This is a genomic window from Olsenella profusa DSM 13989, from assembly GCF_030811115.1.
Classification (GTDB): Bacteria; Actinomycetota; Coriobacteriia; order Coriobacteriales; family Atopobiaceae; genus Olsenella_F; species Olsenella_F profusa.
In genome coordinates this window covers 446,998-462,378 of the sequence record NZ_JAUSQK010000001.1, presented here as the reverse complement: position 1 = coordinate 462,378, position 15,381 = coordinate 446,998, and the positions used below count along the sequence as shown (strand labels likewise).

15 protein-coding genes and 1 tRNA gene are annotated in these 15,381 nt (G+C 63.6%); 15 read left to right on the top strand and 1 reads right to left on the bottom strand.

All coding sequences use genetic code 11. The annotated features are described in order from the left end of the window. Positions 1 to 89: 89 nt before the first annotated feature. On the bottom strand, positions 90 to 638 hold the full coding sequence (locus J2S71_RS02125; protein WP_307388483.1) for an LbetaH domain-containing protein: 549 nt from the start codon (positions 636 to 638) through the stop codon (positions 90 to 92). 503 nt (positions 639 to 1,141) lie between these two features. Here J2S71_RS02125 and J2S71_RS02120 point away from each other — a divergent pair. The 15 genes from J2S71_RS02120 to J2S71_RS02050 all read left to right on the top strand — a co-directional run bounded on the left by J2S71_RS02120 (position 1,142) and on the right by J2S71_RS02050 (position 15,334). Then, entirely contained in the window at positions 1,142 to 2,452 is a 1,311-nt protein-coding gene (locus tag J2S71_RS02120; protein ID WP_307388481.1) for a tyrosine-protein kinase domain-containing protein, read from the top strand. 84 nt (positions 2,453 to 2,536) lie between these two features. Continuing rightward, entirely contained in the window at positions 2,537 to 3,841 is a 1,305-nt protein-coding gene (locus tag J2S71_RS02115; protein ID WP_307388480.1) for a hypothetical protein, read from the top strand. A 55-nt stretch (positions 3,842 to 3,896) separates the two neighbouring features. Continuing rightward, a complete protein-coding gene (cysS, locus tag J2S71_RS02110) occupies positions 3,897 to 5,384 on the top strand; it encodes a cysteine--tRNA ligase (protein WP_307388478.1) in 1,488 nt (495 codons plus the stop codon). A 112-nt stretch (positions 5,385 to 5,496) separates the two neighbouring features. After that, the gene (gene rlmB, locus J2S71_RS02105) at positions 5,497 to 6,267 is read left to right on the top strand and encodes a 23S rRNA (guanosine(2251)-2'-O)-methyltransferase RlmB (protein WP_370873199.1); all 771 of its coding nucleotides are present in this window, start codon (positions 5,497 to 5,499) and stop codon (positions 6,265 to 6,267) included. Beyond that, positions 6,260 to 6,796 carry an NYN domain-containing protein gene (locus J2S71_RS02100; RefSeq protein ID WP_307388473.1) on the top strand — a complete coding sequence of 179 codons (537 nt, stop codon included), beginning with the start codon at positions 6,260 to 6,262 and terminating at the stop codon, positions 6,794 to 6,796. The genes rlmB and J2S71_RS02100 overlap by 8 nt, the downstream gene beginning before the upstream one ends. Positions 6,797 to 7,318: 522 nt before the next feature. After that, a tRNA-Thr gene (locus J2S71_RS02095) sits at positions 7,319 to 7,394 on the top strand. A 121-nt stretch (positions 7,395 to 7,515) separates the two neighbouring features. Further along, a complete protein-coding gene (locus J2S71_RS02090; RefSeq protein WP_307388471.1) occupies positions 7,516 to 8,184 on the top strand; it encodes a sugar transferase in 669 nt (222 codons plus the stop codon). Positions 8,185 to 8,205: 21 nt separating this feature from the next. Continuing rightward, complete coding sequence (locus J2S71_RS02085) at positions 8,206 to 9,333, top strand: glycosyltransferase family 4 protein (protein ID WP_307388469.1); 1,128 nt, start codon at positions 8,206 to 8,208, stop codon at positions 9,331 to 9,333. Positions 9,334 to 9,531: 198 nt separating this feature from the next. Beyond that, positions 9,532 to 9,807 carry a glycosyltransferase gene (locus J2S71_RS02080; RefSeq protein ID WP_307388467.1) on the top strand — a complete coding sequence of 92 codons (276 nt, stop codon included), beginning with the start codon at positions 9,532 to 9,534 and terminating at the stop codon, positions 9,805 to 9,807. 4 nt (positions 9,808 to 9,811) lie between these two features. Continuing rightward, the gene (locus tag J2S71_RS02075) at positions 9,812 to 10,579 is read left to right on the top strand and encodes a hypothetical protein (protein ID WP_307388466.1); all 768 of its coding nucleotides are present in this window, start codon (positions 9,812 to 9,814) and stop codon (positions 10,577 to 10,579) included. Positions 10,580 to 10,587: 8 nt separating this feature from the next. Then, complete coding sequence (locus tag J2S71_RS02070; RefSeq protein WP_307388464.1) at positions 10,588 to 11,589, top strand: capsular polysaccharide synthesis protein; 1,002 nt, start codon at positions 10,588 to 10,590, stop codon at positions 11,587 to 11,589. Then, on the top strand, positions 11,586 to 12,296 hold the full coding sequence (locus tag J2S71_RS02065; protein WP_021727115.1) for a WbqC family protein: 711 nt from the start codon (positions 11,586 to 11,588) through the stop codon (positions 12,294 to 12,296). The genes J2S71_RS02070 and J2S71_RS02065 overlap by 4 nt, the downstream gene beginning before the upstream one ends. After that, the gene (locus tag J2S71_RS02060; RefSeq protein WP_307388462.1) at positions 12,293 to 13,078 is read left to right on the top strand and encodes a Wzz/FepE/Etk N-terminal domain-containing protein; all 786 of its coding nucleotides are present in this window, start codon (positions 12,293 to 12,295) and stop codon (positions 13,076 to 13,078) included. Before J2S71_RS02065 ends, J2S71_RS02060 begins: the two co-directional genes overlap by 4 nt. A gap of 173 nt (positions 13,079 to 13,251) precedes the next feature. Further along, complete coding sequence (locus tag J2S71_RS02055; protein ID WP_198009667.1) at positions 13,252 to 13,875, top strand: VanZ family protein; 624 nt, start codon at positions 13,252 to 13,254, stop codon at positions 13,873 to 13,875. Then, positions 13,868 to 15,334, top strand: coding sequence for a flippase (locus J2S71_RS02050; protein WP_307388460.1), 1,467 nt, complete (start codon positions 13,868 to 13,870; stop codon positions 15,332 to 15,334). The genes J2S71_RS02055 and J2S71_RS02050 overlap by 8 nt, the downstream gene beginning before the upstream one ends. Positions 15,335 to 15,381: the final 47 nt, after the last annotated feature.

Here is a 15,381-nt window from a genome sequence, read left to right as displayed (position 1 = left end):
GCCGTCTCATGGGAATCTCCTATCGTTGTCGCTGGCTGCACGATACCATGACGGCGCACGTCACGACCGTGGCACCCGACGATGACACGCTACTTGATTCTTCTCGCGGGCACGCCACCAATGGTGACGCCCCGCTCCACAAAGGAGTCGACGACGACCGCGCCTGCCGCGATGGTCACGTCATCGGCAATCGTGACGTCACCGATGACCTTTGCGCCCACCCCCAAGCGAACGTTGTCGCCGATCGTGGGACTTCCCTCGGAATACCCGTCGTTGCCTATGCAGTTGCTGCCATGAAGCCTGCAGTTCTTCCCTATTCTGGAGTTTCCATTGACCACGATGTTTCCCGCATGATAGATGCGAAGGCCCGCGTCGAAGGTATTGTCCCAGATCTCTATGCCCAACCGCTCGCCCAGCATGTTCTTCCTTCGCCGATACCACGCGTAGCACAGCTTGCTGAGGAGGCCGGATCGGTTGTGGTGAAACTCGGTCTTCCTGAGCAGGGAGACGAACCTATAGACCCTCAGGCTGATGTCATGCGTGATGATGCGCTCAAGGTGATCCCGTGCGGTGGCACCCTCATACAGTGCCCTCTCATGGTCGAGCACGCCCCTGAGCTGTTCCCTCGTCGAAATCATGTGTCCAACCAACTTCTTTGCCCGACCCGATGTGCCCCGTCGCGTCTAAGGATACGCGATGGGTGCGCCCCGCGACAGCCCATCCTCAGGGGGTCCGGAGCCGAGGGACACCACGGGGATGGATGCCCTGTGGTGCGCACCCCTGCACTGATAGCATGGCTCTTGCTGGTTCCACCTGTTGCTTCGTCCTCACGTACCCACGTGTGCCGACGTCGCCGGGTTTGGCTGGGGGCGCCACTGCGATAGACTGCAAGTCACAGAGGAGGAGGGAGGGGCCCTGATTGCCGCCAACGGCCTTCCCGATGGACGGGCACTATGATGGAGCCGGTGGCAGAAGGGCCCGCGCGCTCGATGCCTGTGGGGAGAGCGACCGGGGGTTTGGCGTGGTGGTGGCGTGCGGCGCATGCGCGCTCTGCGGCCGAGCGCCACCACGAACGCGCCGCGGGAGAGGGCCTGGCGTTTGCTTATGAAATGCAGAGTCATCACAGAGTGGGGCTAGCCTTATGGACAAGGGGTACATAGACGTCTCATACGACGAGGAGCGGGGGCTCAGGCTCGCTGACGCGTTCAGGGCCGTCGGGAGGCACATGCTGGCGTGTCTTGTGGGAGGGGCGCTCGTGGGCGCACTCTTCTTCGAGTACACGGTGACGAGCATACCTCCACGGTATCAGTCGTCGTTTACCATATATGTCAGCAACAGGCCGAACAACCAGACCGAAGGCGCGGAGGGCACAGCTACGGACTATGCGGTCATCGATGACGCCAACACCTCGAATTCCCTGGCCAGTACCTATGCCTTCGTCTTCGGGAGTGGTGAGATGGTTGCAAGGGCCGCCCATGACGCCCATCTCGAGGAGTACGCCGATCCAGCCCTGGCCAGCAAGGTCGTCTCGACACAGGTCGAGCAGAAGGCCCCGTTGGTGACGGTGACCGTCACGGCTTCCTCGCCACAGGATGCCTATCAACTTGCACAGTCGCTCGTCAGGATTGCCCCGGACTACATGTCCACGATCATGAACGGGGGCTCCCTGTCGGTCGTGGAGCCCCCACAGGAGGCCACGAGCCAGAGTTCGCCATCGAACAGGCTCAATGCCGCCATTGGGTTTGTCATCGGCTTCATGACCATGGCGATAGTCGTGGTGGTCAGGGACGGGCGAAACCGGGGCGTTGGGAGTCGGGAGGAGCTTGAGGAGCGTTTCGGCATGCCTGCCATCATCGATGCCGGGGACGTTCTGCCCCTCCTGCCGCGTCATGCCGCGCGGACCATCGCTGTGATGGACGTTGATGGCAAAAGGTCCGCTGCGAGAAACGCGGTGTCCATCGCGACGTCATGTGCCCAGGGGGGAGAGCGCACGCTCCTGCTCGACTGTGACACGCAGCACGCGTCCTGTGGCAAGCTGCTGGGCCTTAGCCCGTCCATGGGCCTCGCGGGGCTCTTGGCCGGCGAGGCGTCCCTTGCCGATGTCACGCAGCGCGTGGAGGATGGGGGCCTCTGCTTCATTGCCCCGGGGAAGCCTCGTGGCGACCTCGGACAGGAGCTGCGGGACGATCGGATGGCGTCGGTGCTCGAGGAGCTCAGGGCGGACTATGACTGCGTCGTGGCGGCCCTGCCCTCCCCGCTCTCGAGCGATGGTGCCCTGATGCTGGCGGACATGCTGGGCATGGTCTTCCTTTCGATCTCCTCGGAGCGGACAAAGCAGTCGGCCGTCGCCGAGATACAGAGAAGGCTGAGGCTGGCCAACATCCAGATGACGGGATTCCTCTACGGGAGCCCGCGGGGGCGTATCGGACGCAGACGCCCATGGCGGCGTTAGCCCATGCGGCAGGATATGCCCATGAGGGGCGCATCGGTCGTGGGGGCGCACGCCTCCCCTCGCCAAGGTGTCACGAGGCGAGGCATGGCCCAAGGTCTCTGGGGAGGCGTCCTCATCGAGAGGACGGCAGGGTCCCTGATCTGGATCGAGCTGTGCCTCCTGGCCACCTTCGGCTTCCTGCGGGACATGTTCGGTGTCCCCGGTACCATCACCTACCTGCTCGACGCCATAAACCTGGTTCTCTTTGGCGCCATCCTCATTCGGGGAAGGTACGACAACCGGGGCGTCTACTACCGATACGTCTACGGGCTGCTGCTGGCGTTTTTCGTCCTGACGGTGATAGGGGGCCTCCGTGCAGGGGGATCCCCTCTCCTGTACCTCTGGGGCCTCAGGAACATCTTCAGGTTCTATGCCTTCTTCGTCTGCTGCGTGGCGCTCCTGGGCGTGCGTGACGTCCTGAGGATGGCCACCTTCTTCAAGGCGCTCTTCCTTGTCAACGTGGGGCTCTGCTCGCTCGAGCTGGCCATGGGATATTCCGGGGATTACATCGGTGGCTCCTTTGGGGTCCTGCAGGGGGGCAACGGCTACCTCAACATCCTGATCGCCGTCACCACGGTCATCTCCGTCTTGGAGTACCTTGCGCGAAGGACGTCGCTTCCCAAGCTTGTCGTGACGCTGCTCCTGTGCTTCTACCTGGTGTCGATTGCCGAGCTCAAGGTGTACTTCTTCGAGCTTCCCATCATCGTGCTACTGGCCCTGCTGAGCGAGCGCATGACCTCCCGCTCGGTGGTACTTGTCCTTGTGATGGTGGCCGGCATCGCCGCGGGTCTGTTCGCCATGCAGTTCTTCTTCGCCGGTTCGGGGATCAGCTTCTTTACCGATGGCACGATCATCGAGTACATGGGCGACGCGGGCTATACGGGTACGGGCGACCTGAGCCGTCTGGATGCCCTGAGCCGCATCACGTCCATGTTCTTCTCGGACGACCCCCTCACGCGCCTGTTCGGCTTTGGTCTCGGCAACTGCAGCACCTCAAGCTTCGAGGTGCTGATGAGCTCGTTCTATGACCACTTCAGTTGGCTGCACTACACGTGGTTCTCCGATGCACACGTCTACATCGAGACGGGCCTGAGTGGGCTCGTGTGCTTCGAGGCCTTCTTCCTGGGCGTGTTCGTGGTGAGCAAGCTGAAGCGCTATAGGGACGTTGACCTCAGGGTCATGACCAACTGCTGCGGCATCGTCGCCCTGCTGTCGGTGTGGCTCTCCGTCTACAACAGCTCGCTGACGGTGGAGTCGGGCTACCTGGTGTATCTGCTGCTTGCGGCACCCTTCATCCTGGACAAGTACAGGGAGCGAGGGGGCATGCGCCGCGGGCGACGGCTTGGGTGACATTGAGTACACTCTGGGGTGGCACTCCCAACTCTCGAGGCGAGGAATCAGCGACATGCTCATCTACAACAGCCAGACACACCGCAAAGAGGAGTTCAGACCCATGGAGGAGGGCAAGGTCCGCATGTACGTGTGCGGGCCCACGGTGTACGACCAGATCCACATCGGCAACGCCCGCACGTTCCTGGCGTTCGACGTCATCCGTCGCTATCTCGTCTACAGGGGCTATCAGGTGACCTTTGCGCAGAACCTCACGGACGTGGACGACAAGATCATCAACCGTGCCAACGAGGAGGGGCGTGCCGCTGCGGACGTCTCCGAACAGTACGCGAAGGCCTTCATCGAGCAGATGCGCCGCTTTGGCATCCTCGATCCCGATGTGCGCCCGCGCGCCACGCATGAGGTCGAGGCCATGCAGGACATGATCTCCACGCTCATCGCCAACGGCAACGCCTACGTCGCCGCAAACGGCGACGTGTACTTCTCCGTGCGTTCCGATGCCAGCTATGGCATGCTGTCCGGACGCGACCTTAACCAGCTGCGCGCGGGCGAGCGCGTGGAAGTCAACGACGAGAAGCGCGACCCGTTCGACTTCGCGCTCTGGAAGGCGGCCAAGCCCGGGGAGCCCAGCTGGCCCAGCCCCTGGGGTGAGGGCCGCCCTGGCTGGCATACGGAGTGCTGCGCCATGATCCATCGCTACCTGGGAGCCCCCATCGACATCCACGGCGGTGGGCAGGACCTCGTGTTCCCGCACCATGAGAACGAGTGTGCCCAGGCCCGGTGTGCCTGGCACGCGCCCCTCGCCAACCTATGGATGCATACGGGCATGCTGCGCGTCAACGGCGAGAAGATGTCCAAGAGCCTGGGCAACTTCCTCACGCTCAAGGACGTTCTGGACAGATGTCCCGCCCATGCCGTGCGCCTGCTCATGCTGCAGACCCACTACCGTTCGGCGCTCGACTTCCAGACCGACCAGCTCGATGGTGCGGTGGGCACCGTGGAGCGTCTGACCAGCTGCATCAAGAACCTGCGCTGGGCCGCAAGGAACGCCCCGCAGGACGGTGCGTTTGACGACACCGACCGCGCCCTCACGGCCGTCTGCAAGGAGGCACAGGCAGAGTTCACGCGACAGATGGATGACGACTTCAACACCTCCGGTGCCCTCGCGGCCATCTTTTCGCTGATGGGCGCCGCCAACACGTACCTTGCGGATGCGGGCGGCGCCCTGACGACCGCTCCCGTCCTGCGTGCCGCCGACCTGCTGGTGGAGCTGTTGGGCGTGCTGGGCATCGACCTCGGCGAGGTGGGTGGCCAGGACGAGCTGCCTTTCGAGCTGGTGGGCCTTGCCCGCGAGCATGCGGGCTATGCCGGAGACGATGCGCAGGGGGCGGCCGATGCCCTCCTGGCCGCCCGTCAGGAGGCGCGTGCGGCAAGGGACTGGACGCGTGCGGATGCCATCCGTGATGGCATCGCGAGCCTGGGACTCGTTGTCGAGGATACGGCGGCTGGCGCACGCCTGCGCCCCTCCAAGAGGAGGGCATAGGGTCACGATGGCACGAGGCAGGGGTAGGCCCACCAGCAGGAAGCGTGCCGCTCGGCCAGCGCGGGACGTGCGGGGCGCCGGTGCGCATCCTCGGCGAGGGCACCAAGGCCAGGTGGGAAAGCAGGCGGCCGGCGACCTCATCGAGGGGCGTCGTGCCGTCGCCGAGGCGCTCGAGGCGCGCGTGCCCCTCGAGCGCGCCCTCGTGCAGGGCGGCGCCGAGGGCTCGGATGCCACGCTGGCGCATCTGGTGTCGCGCCTTTTGGCTGCGGACGTGCCGATGGCGTACGTGCCTAAGGCACGTCTCGATGTCCTGAGCTCCCATGGCGCCCATCAGGGCATCATGGTGCAGGTCCGTCCATACTCCTATGCCTCGCTGGCGGATGTCATCGTCGCCGCAGGCACGGGGGATGCCCTCGTGATCCTGCTCGATCACGTGACGGACGAGGGAAACTTCGGTGCCATCGTGCGCTCCGCCGAAGTCGTCGGTGCGGCAGGCGTCATCATCGCCGGGGCGCGTGCGGCGGGCGTGGGCGTCGGCTCCTACAAGACCTCTGCCGGTGCGGTGCTCCATGTGCCCATCGCCCAGGTCCCCAACCTCTCCCGTGCCATCGATGAGCTCAAGGCGGCGGGCTTTTGGGTCTGCGGCTCCACCGAGCACGCGGAGGATGACGTGTGGCAGGCCCCCGTCGAGGGCCGCCTCTGTCTGGTGATGGGGTCCGAGGGCACGGGCATCTCGCGTCTGATACGGGAGAGCTGCGACTTCACGTGCAGGCTTCCGCAACGCGGGCGCGTGGAGTCGCTCAATGTGGCCCAGGCGGCCACGGTCATGTGCTATGAGTGGCTGCGTCGCACCACGGCCGCAGGGGGGCGCGCAGATGCCTAGGCAACCGCACGAGCTCTTGGTCGTCGATGGCTATAACGTCATCCACAAGAGTCCCCGCTACACCGTCCTCATGGACGAGACCGACCCGGGCGACCCCTTCGAGCGCTCGCGCGAGCGGCTTGTGGCGGACGTCGCCACCTACGCCCAGGGGCGCTATGAGGCGACCATCGTGTTTGATGCCGCGGGTAACGTCTCCCCCGATCGCCCCAACCTGTCCAGGGCTGGCGTGCGCATCATCTTCTCCCAGGCGGGTGAGAGTGCCGATACGGTCATCGAACGTCTGGTGACGTCGGCGCGCCTCGTCCCGCGAGCCGTGACGGTGGTGACGTCGGACAACACCATCCGGGCGACGGTGGGTGGCGTCCCCGTCACGCGCGTGTCGAGCGACGTCTTGGTGACGGATGTCAAGCAGCTGTCCCATGAGATGGAGCGGGAGCGCGTGGAGCGCACGCACCAGCACCTCACACTCGAGGACCGCCTCGACCCGGCGACGCGCGCCCGGCTCGACAGGATGCTCGGACGCTCCTAGCCCCCTCCGTCGCCTTACCATAAAGAAAACTTAAATTGCGTGAGATTACTCTCATTTTCTTATCCATGAGTGTGACGTTCTGCATAAAATGCTGTAAATAGCCTGAATCTTTTATATCTGAATGTAATCTGTATAGATATATACATTTCTGGATCTGGATTAAAAAAACAGCATATATTGGAACGCTTCTGTTGCCATATCGGCACATGTGGAACGTGATGGGTCGCTATCTGGAATCACGCTTACCGATAATGCTGTATTGGAGGTTTCATGTCTTTCTGAGCTCGCTCGTCACAAGGACACGGTGCCCTGCGGTGGGTATCGCCCTTGGGCGACAGGAGCTCTCCGGCACATGAGGAGGCGGTCGATGTGGCACGGGTTGGTTTGTGCTTGCTGGCGCGTCTGAGTGCACGGGGCGGCCTCCGCCCATCCCGAGGCCTCATGTCATGGCATGAGGAGGAGGGTGGTTCTCTCTAGCACTTCTGGTGTGTCGGCCCCGCAGACGCTATGATGCTGTGGCATGCTGGTGTAGCTCAGTTGGTAGAGCCCTAGTCTTGTAAACTAGTCGTCGCCGGTTCGAGTCCGGCCGCCAGCTCCATAGCGTATGCAGATGGGTCGGCACCCACGGGGGTGTTGGCCCATCGTCGTCCTGCGACCCATCGTGCGACGTCAGCCTCCCACCCGTGTCGCAATGGTCCGCACTTGGATGAGGGGTACGCATGGAGCAGGCACTGGGTATCATACCGCCCTCTGGCGAGAGGTCCGGTCGCGCGAGCCGCGGGGCACTCTATCGGTTCGCAAAGCGCGTCTTTGACATAGTCTTCTCGGCGGTGGCCATCGTCCTCGGCAGCTGGCTGTACGTGCTCATCGTGCTCGCCATCAAGATCGATGACCCCTCTGGTCCCGTGCTCTTCAAGCAGCTGCGCGTGGGCAAGGATGGCAGGACCTTCCGCATGTGGAAGTTCCGCTCCATGCGCGTGGGCGCCGAGGCGGAGGCTGCCACACTCATGCAGTACAACGAGAAGGATGGCCCCGTCTTCAAGATGCACGATGACCCGCGGGTCACCCGCGTGGGTAGGTTCCTGCGGGCGCACTCCCTCGACGAGCTGCCCCAGTTCTTCAATGTGCTCATGGGTCAGATGTCTGTGGTGGGGCCGCGTCCCGGCCTGCCCAGTGAGTGTAGCAGCTACAACTACTATCAGGCCTATCGCCTGAGCTGCAAGCCGGGCATCACCAGCTACTGGCAGGTGCAGCCCGATCGCGACACCATCAGCTTCGACGAGTGGATGCGTCTCGACGTGCTCTACCTGCGCACCCGCTCCTTCCTCACGGACCTGAGAATCATCTTCCAGACCGTCTTTGCCGTGCTTCGGGCACAGGGCTGCTAGGGGAGCCTCTTGAGAATAGCCATGGTTGGACAGAAGCGTGTGCCGTCGCGTGAGGGTGGCGTCGAGGTGGTGGTGAGCGAGCTTTCCCGACGTCTTGTCGAGCGTGGCAACGAGGTGGTCGCCTACTGTCGCCGTGGCCACAACGTGGCTGGCACACAGTTCGACCAGCACTCCGTCATGGAGTACGAGGGCGTGCGCGTGCGCCACGTCCGCACGATCGAGGCCAAGGGCCTCGCCGCCGCCAGCTCCTCGTACTTTGCGACACGGGCGGCCCTTGCGGACGGCGTCGATGTCATCCACTTCCATGCCGAGGGCCCCGCCGCCATGGTGGGCCTTGCCAAGCGCGCGGGCGTGCGCAGTGTGGTCACCATCCATGGGCTCGATTGGCAGCGCGCCAAGTGGGGTCGTGCGGCCTCCGCATACCTCAGGCACGGGGAGCGTAGGGCGGCGCATGAGGCCGATGAGGTCATCGTGCTCAGCCGTGGTGCCCAGGAGTACTTCAGGTGCGCCTATGGGCGTAAGACCATCCTCATCCCCAATGCCGTCTCCGTGAAGTCGCCCGTGACGGCGAGGCTCATCGGTTCCGCCTGGGGGCTGGAACCCGGTTCCTACGTGCTCTTTCTGGGACGCATCGTGCCCGAGAAGGGGCTCGACCACCTGATCGGTGCCTGGGGTCGCGTGCATACGGACAAGCGTCTCGTGATAGCGGGGGGTGCCTCCGACTCGCAGGGCTATCTCGACCACGTGCGACAGCGCGCCGCAGGCGATGACTCCATCCTGTTCACGGACTTCGTGCAGGGGCGCGTCCTGGAGGAGCTCTACAGCAACGCCTACCTCTACGTGCTGCCCTCGGATCTCGAAGGCATGCCCATGAGCCTGCTCGAGGCCATGTCCTATGGACGTTGCTGCCTCACGAGCGACATCCCCGAGTGCGCGGACGTCTTGGCGGGCACGGGGACGACCTTTGCCCGCGGGAGCGCCTCGTCCCTTGCGGAGCAGCTTTCGAGTCTGCTGGGGGCGCAGCAGGAGGTTGCGCGCCAGGGGAGGGCCGCCTTGGCGCACGTTCGATCCACCTACTCGTGGGACGCCCTTGTCGATCGTACGCTGGCGGTGTACGAGGGCGCTGCGTTGCCGGGACCCACGCGATGAGGGCGCTCCTGGTAGACGGGTTCCACTGCCGCACGGGCGGGGCAGAGACATATGACCCGGGTCGGGGAGGGAGGCCCGCACGTGGCGATGGGGCTTCCCATCGCCACCGACAGGAGGGCCTGAGCGCCCCTGCACACGCACGTTGCCCGTCCGATGCTCGCCTCGGCTGGCCTGGGGGGCTGTATGGGGGGCTGACCCATGCCGATCCTTAGCGTGGTCGTGTCCGTCCACGATGCCGTGGGGTACCTTGCCACATGCATGGACAGCCTGTTTGCCCAGACCATCGATGACCTGGAGATCATCCTCGTGGACGACGGCTCGTCCGATGGCAGTGGCCGCCTGGTCGATCGGCTCGGCCAGGATCATGCCAACGTGCGTGTGGTGCATCGGCAGCGGCACTGTCCCGGCGAGGCGCGCAACGCCGGCATGCGCGTCTGCACGGGAGACTACCTTTTCCTTCGTCAATGCGTATGACTGGGTGGGACCCTCCCTGTACGGGCAGCTCCTCAGGTCTGCCGTCAAGGAGGGGGCGGACATCGTCTCGAGCGGGCACTGTGACGTGCGCGACAATGTGACCTGTAGCGTGCGGCCCCACCCGCTCGCCGGTATCGTGCTGAGGGAGCGGCGAGGCATCCTCGGCGTGCGCAGACAGCTCTTTGGCATGCTTCCGGAGGACTCGTTGGCGCACCCGCTTGCCCTCTTCGTGGGTGCGTCCATCTATCGCCGCGCCTTCGTCGAGGAGCATGCCCTCGCCTTTGAGGATGTTGTCACCGAGGACACGCTCTTCAGCATCGCGGCGTATGCCCACGCGCGATGCGTATCGTTCATCTGCTCCACCGACTACTTCTATCGCACGGATGACCCCGTGTGGCGTGCGCGCCTCGGTGCCTGGGGCACCATCAGCCACTATGAGAAGTTCGTCAACGAGCTTGCCGCCCTGGCGAGGGACGAGTCCGATGCTGCTGAGTCTCTGAAACGCACGAGGCATACGGCTGTGACGTATGCCATCCTGTATGTGAGAGCGATAGAATCGAGCAGCCTGAGCAACAGCCGGCGGACGTCTGACATCCGCCGGCTCGTCGAGTCTCGTGTGTTTCAGGAATACTGCATAGGCTTGTCACGGCGAGGCATGCCGTTGGGCGAAAGGCTGTTCGAGCACGAACTCGAGCGCGACAATGTCTGCGCGGTGCTGAGCCTGGCACGCCTGTACCGCATGTTCCGCAAGGGGAGGGGTCGTCAGCCATGACGGGCCACATGAGCGTCAGGCACATGTTCCATCGCATCGGCGAAGAGCTACACGCCACGCGGGTCATTGCGGGGGCGACATCATGGTCTGACGCGCTCGCCACCCTTCGCGCGAAGGTCGACATCCAGGTGATGAGTCACAATGGCTACCGAGAGCCACCGGCGGTACGTGCCCGACTCCTGCGCAAGCATGCGGTGGTTCTTCGGTACCTCGAGGGGCTGCTGGGAGACTATGCCGCATCCTATGACTATGCCGCCCCGCCCCCGCCAGCCGCTCCCACCCTCACGGATCACGTGTGGCTCTGCTGGTGGCAGGGGCTCGATCGGGCGCCGGTGATCGTGCGTGCCTGCGTGGCATCCATCAGCCGTAACGTGGGCAATCACCCCGTTACGCTTGTCACGGATGCGAACTATCGTGATTACGTGGACCTTCCTGGTTGGGTGATGGACAAGGTGCATGCGGGCATCATCACGCGCACCAACCTCTCTGACCTTCTCAGGCTCAGCTTGCTGGCCGAACACGGTGGGCTCTGGCTGGACGCGACGCTCTTCTGCATCGCCCCCATTGACGAGCTGGTCTTCGGTCATCCGATGTTCACCATCAAGCGTCCTGACTACCTGCACGCCTCCATTGCCGGAGGCAACTTTGCGGGGTATTCGCTTGCCTGTGACGAGGACCATCGCCGCGTGTTCGTCACGGTGCGCGACCTCTTCCTCGAGCACTGGCGTCGGAGCGACTTCATGGTCGACTATCTGCTTGTGGACTATCTTATCGCGATGGCTCAGCGACACGACCCATACATCGCCGCGGCCTTCGAGGGGGTCACACCCAACAACCCCCTCTGCGACGAGCTCTCCAAGTGCCTGGGTGAGCCCTTTGACTCGGCGCGCTGGGACGAACTCTCCCGCGACACCAGCCTTTTCAAACTCACCTGGAAGCAGGGGTTCCCAGCCGAGCATAATGGGAAGCAGACGTTCTATGGGGCACTTTTGAAGGGAGACCTCTCGTGATCTTTGGGGCAAACCAGGCGTACTTCATGCCATACCTGGGCTACTGGCAGCTCATCAATGCGGTGGACGTCTATGGTGTCGCCGACAACTACAACTACATCAAGCGGGGGTGGGTCAATCGCAACCGTGTGCTGGGCAACATGGGGCCGCGCTACCTCACGCTGCCCATCGTCCATGCGTCACGCAACCGCTTCATCATGGAGCACGAGCTCGCACCCTTTGATGCGGACACGATGCTTCACCAGCTGAGCCATGAGTATCGTTCCGCACCCAACTTCGATGCGGGGCTCGACCTCATGGAGAGGGTGCTGCGCTGCAAAAAGACCAACCTTGCGGACTTCCTCTTCGACTCCATCGAACTCACCTGCCACTACCTTGGCATCGACACGCGGCTCATCCGTACGTCCGACCTTCCGCAGGACCCGTCCCTCCGTCGCGAGCAGCGTCTCTATGACTACTGCGACCAGCTGCAGGCGGACACCTACTACAACCCGATAGGGGGCACCGCGCTCTATTCCTTCGAGGACTTCCGGGCCCACGGCATCAAGCTGGCGTTCGTGCGGTGTCACCCCGTTCCCTACCCACAGGTGCGCGTCGAGGAGTTCGTCCCCAACCTCTCGATCGTCGACGTCATCATGAACACCTCACGGCAGGAGGCCCATGACATGCTTGCGAGCTTCGACCTCATCACGGAGGAACGTTCATGAGCAGTCAGTACATCGACCTCTCGTACGACGAGCATACGGCGATCAGGTTGTCCAGGCTGCTGGGATCGATAGGGCATCACATGGTATCCTGCATCCTGATGGCGCTGCTCGGTGCGGCCCTGGGCTTTGCCTACGTCACCTACTTCGTAAAGACGCAGTACCAGTCCACGTTTACCGTGTACGTGAGCAATCGTCCCACGACCCAGGCCGCCGCCTCTGCGGATCGGTCGGCGCTGGATCCGAACGACCAGCAGGCGCTCGGCTACCTCAACACCAGCGACATGAGTACGTCACAGTCGCTTGCCAATGTCTATCTGTTCGCCTTCTCGAGCGGGTCGTTGCAGGAGCAGGCTGCCGATGCCGCCGGCCTTTCGGCCTATGACATCGCCGCACGCCAGGGCAAGCTGGCGACCGCCACGGTGGAGGCCACCACCCCGCTCGTGACGGTGACTGTGACGGCGGATACGGCAGAGGACGCCTACCGTCTCGCCCAGCTGCTCGTGCAGGAGGCACCGGGCTACATGGATGACGTCATCAACTCGACCTACATGACGGTCGCCTCGCCCCCGCAGCTCGCGGATCATCCCAGCTCCCTCTCCCGCGATCTTGTCGCGGCCCTGGGCTTTGTGATCGGCTTTGTGCTCGGCTCCATCGTCGCCATGGCACGGGACCACCATGCCGCCTCCCGGCAGGATGAGGAGGATGGCGTCCCTCCGACCTATGGGGCGCACGCCAAGGGGAGGAAGGCGTCTCCCGTCCAGGCTGTGGCTGGGGGAGAATAGGTGGGGCGCATGACGGCCGTGTCCCTGCTCCGGTCAGCCCCCGTGCGGTCGAGCCATCAGGGCCTCGGGGTGCGCCTGGGGTCGTGCCCATCCCTCTGGACAAGGATGTCATTGGTGCGTTCCGGCCCTACCGCTGGCGCTGGGCACCTATACGTCTCGTGGGAGCGAGGGCCATGGGACTCATGATGAGGCTGATCGTTGCTCTGGCCACTGTTGTGGGGGACATCCTCGAGGCGTTCTTCGTGCCGCTCCCCCTTGCCCTTGCCGTCGCCGTGGTGGTGACCTTGGCACCCTTCGTCTGGTGCCAGCATGCCGCACATGTGAGGGGTGCCCTCTTTGCGGGGGCACGCGCATGGGCCACCGCCCTCAGGGGGGATGCCGCTCTCAGAGGCGAGGGCGCCCTCGTCACCTTTGTCGTGCTGGTGGCCAGTCGCACGCTGATGGGGCGCGGGTACTGGTCTGACCCGCTGTGCGTGCTCTGGGAGGGGTGGGGCCTGCACGACAGCAACGGCGACTTCACGGGGGAGGGGTTCGAGAACCTGCTGCTCCTCATGCCGGTTGCCGTGGCGTTGCTCGACGTGCTCCTGCGCCGTCACGCCTCCCGTCATCCGCTGGCGCGCGCCATCGTCTCCGTGGGCGTTCTCTCGCTGCTCATCGAGGCCTGTCAGCTCGTCCTTCACGTGGGTACGTTCCAAGTCGCGGATCTTACCTACAACACGCTCGGTGGGGCGCTTGCCGCAGCCGGATACTGGCACTGGTGGAAGCGTCATCACGACAAGGGGGAATCTCGTGGCTAGCCAACGTGTCACCTCACAGCCGCCGCAGGGGCATTCGTTTGCCGCAAACGCGGCGTTCAACGTGCTCTATAAGGTGCTGAACGTCATCTTCCCGCTCATCTCGTCCGTCTATCTCGCGCGCGTCCTTCTGCCGGCGGGCGTCGGAGCGGTCTCGTACGCGCAGAACGTCGCCTCGTACCTGGTGCTCGTCGCCTGTCTGGGCATACCCATGTATGGCGTGCGCGAGATCGCCAAGCGCCGCGACAGCCAACGGGACACCGACACCTGCTTCAGCGAGATCATCGCCATCAACTTCTGCTCCACGACGGTGGCACTGCTGGCCTATGCGATCGTGGTCGCCCTGTTCTTTACGAGCGACCTGCCGCTGTATCTCGTGTGTGGCCTGCCCATTCTCTTCAACTACATCAGCATCGACTGGTTCTATCAGGGGAGGGAGGACTACGTCTACATCGCCGTAAGGAGCATCATCGTCAAGGGGCTCTCGGTGCTTGCGATCCTCCTGTTCGTGCACGGCCCTCAGGACTATGTCCTGAGTGCCTTCCTCACGGTCATGGGGACCTGTGGCAACTACCTCTTCAACATCGTGCGCGCCAGGCGCCACGTGCATCTCACGCTCCACGGCCTCCACCTCAGGCAGCACCTGAGGCCCATCTTCGTCCTGGTCGCCTGTTCTGCCGGCGCCCAGCTCTACAACTACGTTGACGTGCTCATGCTGGGTGCCATGGACACCCCCGAGGTGGTGGGCTGGTACAGCAACGCCATGAAGGCGGTCATGGTGGTCTTCACCCTCTGCACGGCCATCTCGGAGGTATTCCTGCCACGCATCAGCTACCTCTTCGAGACGGATCGCGAGAAGGTGAGCGACCTGGTCACCCTGGGCATGCAGATCGTGTTCTACTTTGCCGCCCCCATCGTGATGGGAACGGTGGCCGTGGCGCACAATCTGGTTATCGTCATGTTTGGTGAGCCCTTCGCCCCCGCGGCGTTCACGATGCAGCTCCTGGCGCCGATCATGATCTTCAAGGGGCTGGGCGACATCGTCTCCTATCAGGTCATCATTGGCGCGCGACAGGAGGGCAAGCTGGTGGGGCCCTACTTTTGCGCCACGGCCCTCAATGTGGCACTCAATCTGTTCCTCATCCCCCTCTGGTCGCTCAACGGGGCGGCCGTCGCCTCCGTCCTGACAGAGTGTTTTGTCAATATACTGCTGCTGCGACACTCGCTCAGGCTCGTGCGCCCCAGGGTCGATGTGCGCTTCGTGGCCGGCACCGTGCTCTCCGCCCTCGTCATGTGGGCGGCCGTCATGGCGGTCGGCACCCTCGTCCACAACGTGTTCCTCGGACTCGTGCTCGACGTGGTGGTGGCCGTGGCCATCTATGCCATCTGTGGTGTCCTAGGCAGGAATCCGATTCTCCAGATGATTTTTGGCATACTGAAGCGGAGGCTTTCGCTATCTTAACGAAACCTCATGTGGTGTGAGCCATGCGTGGCCCACTGGTCACAATC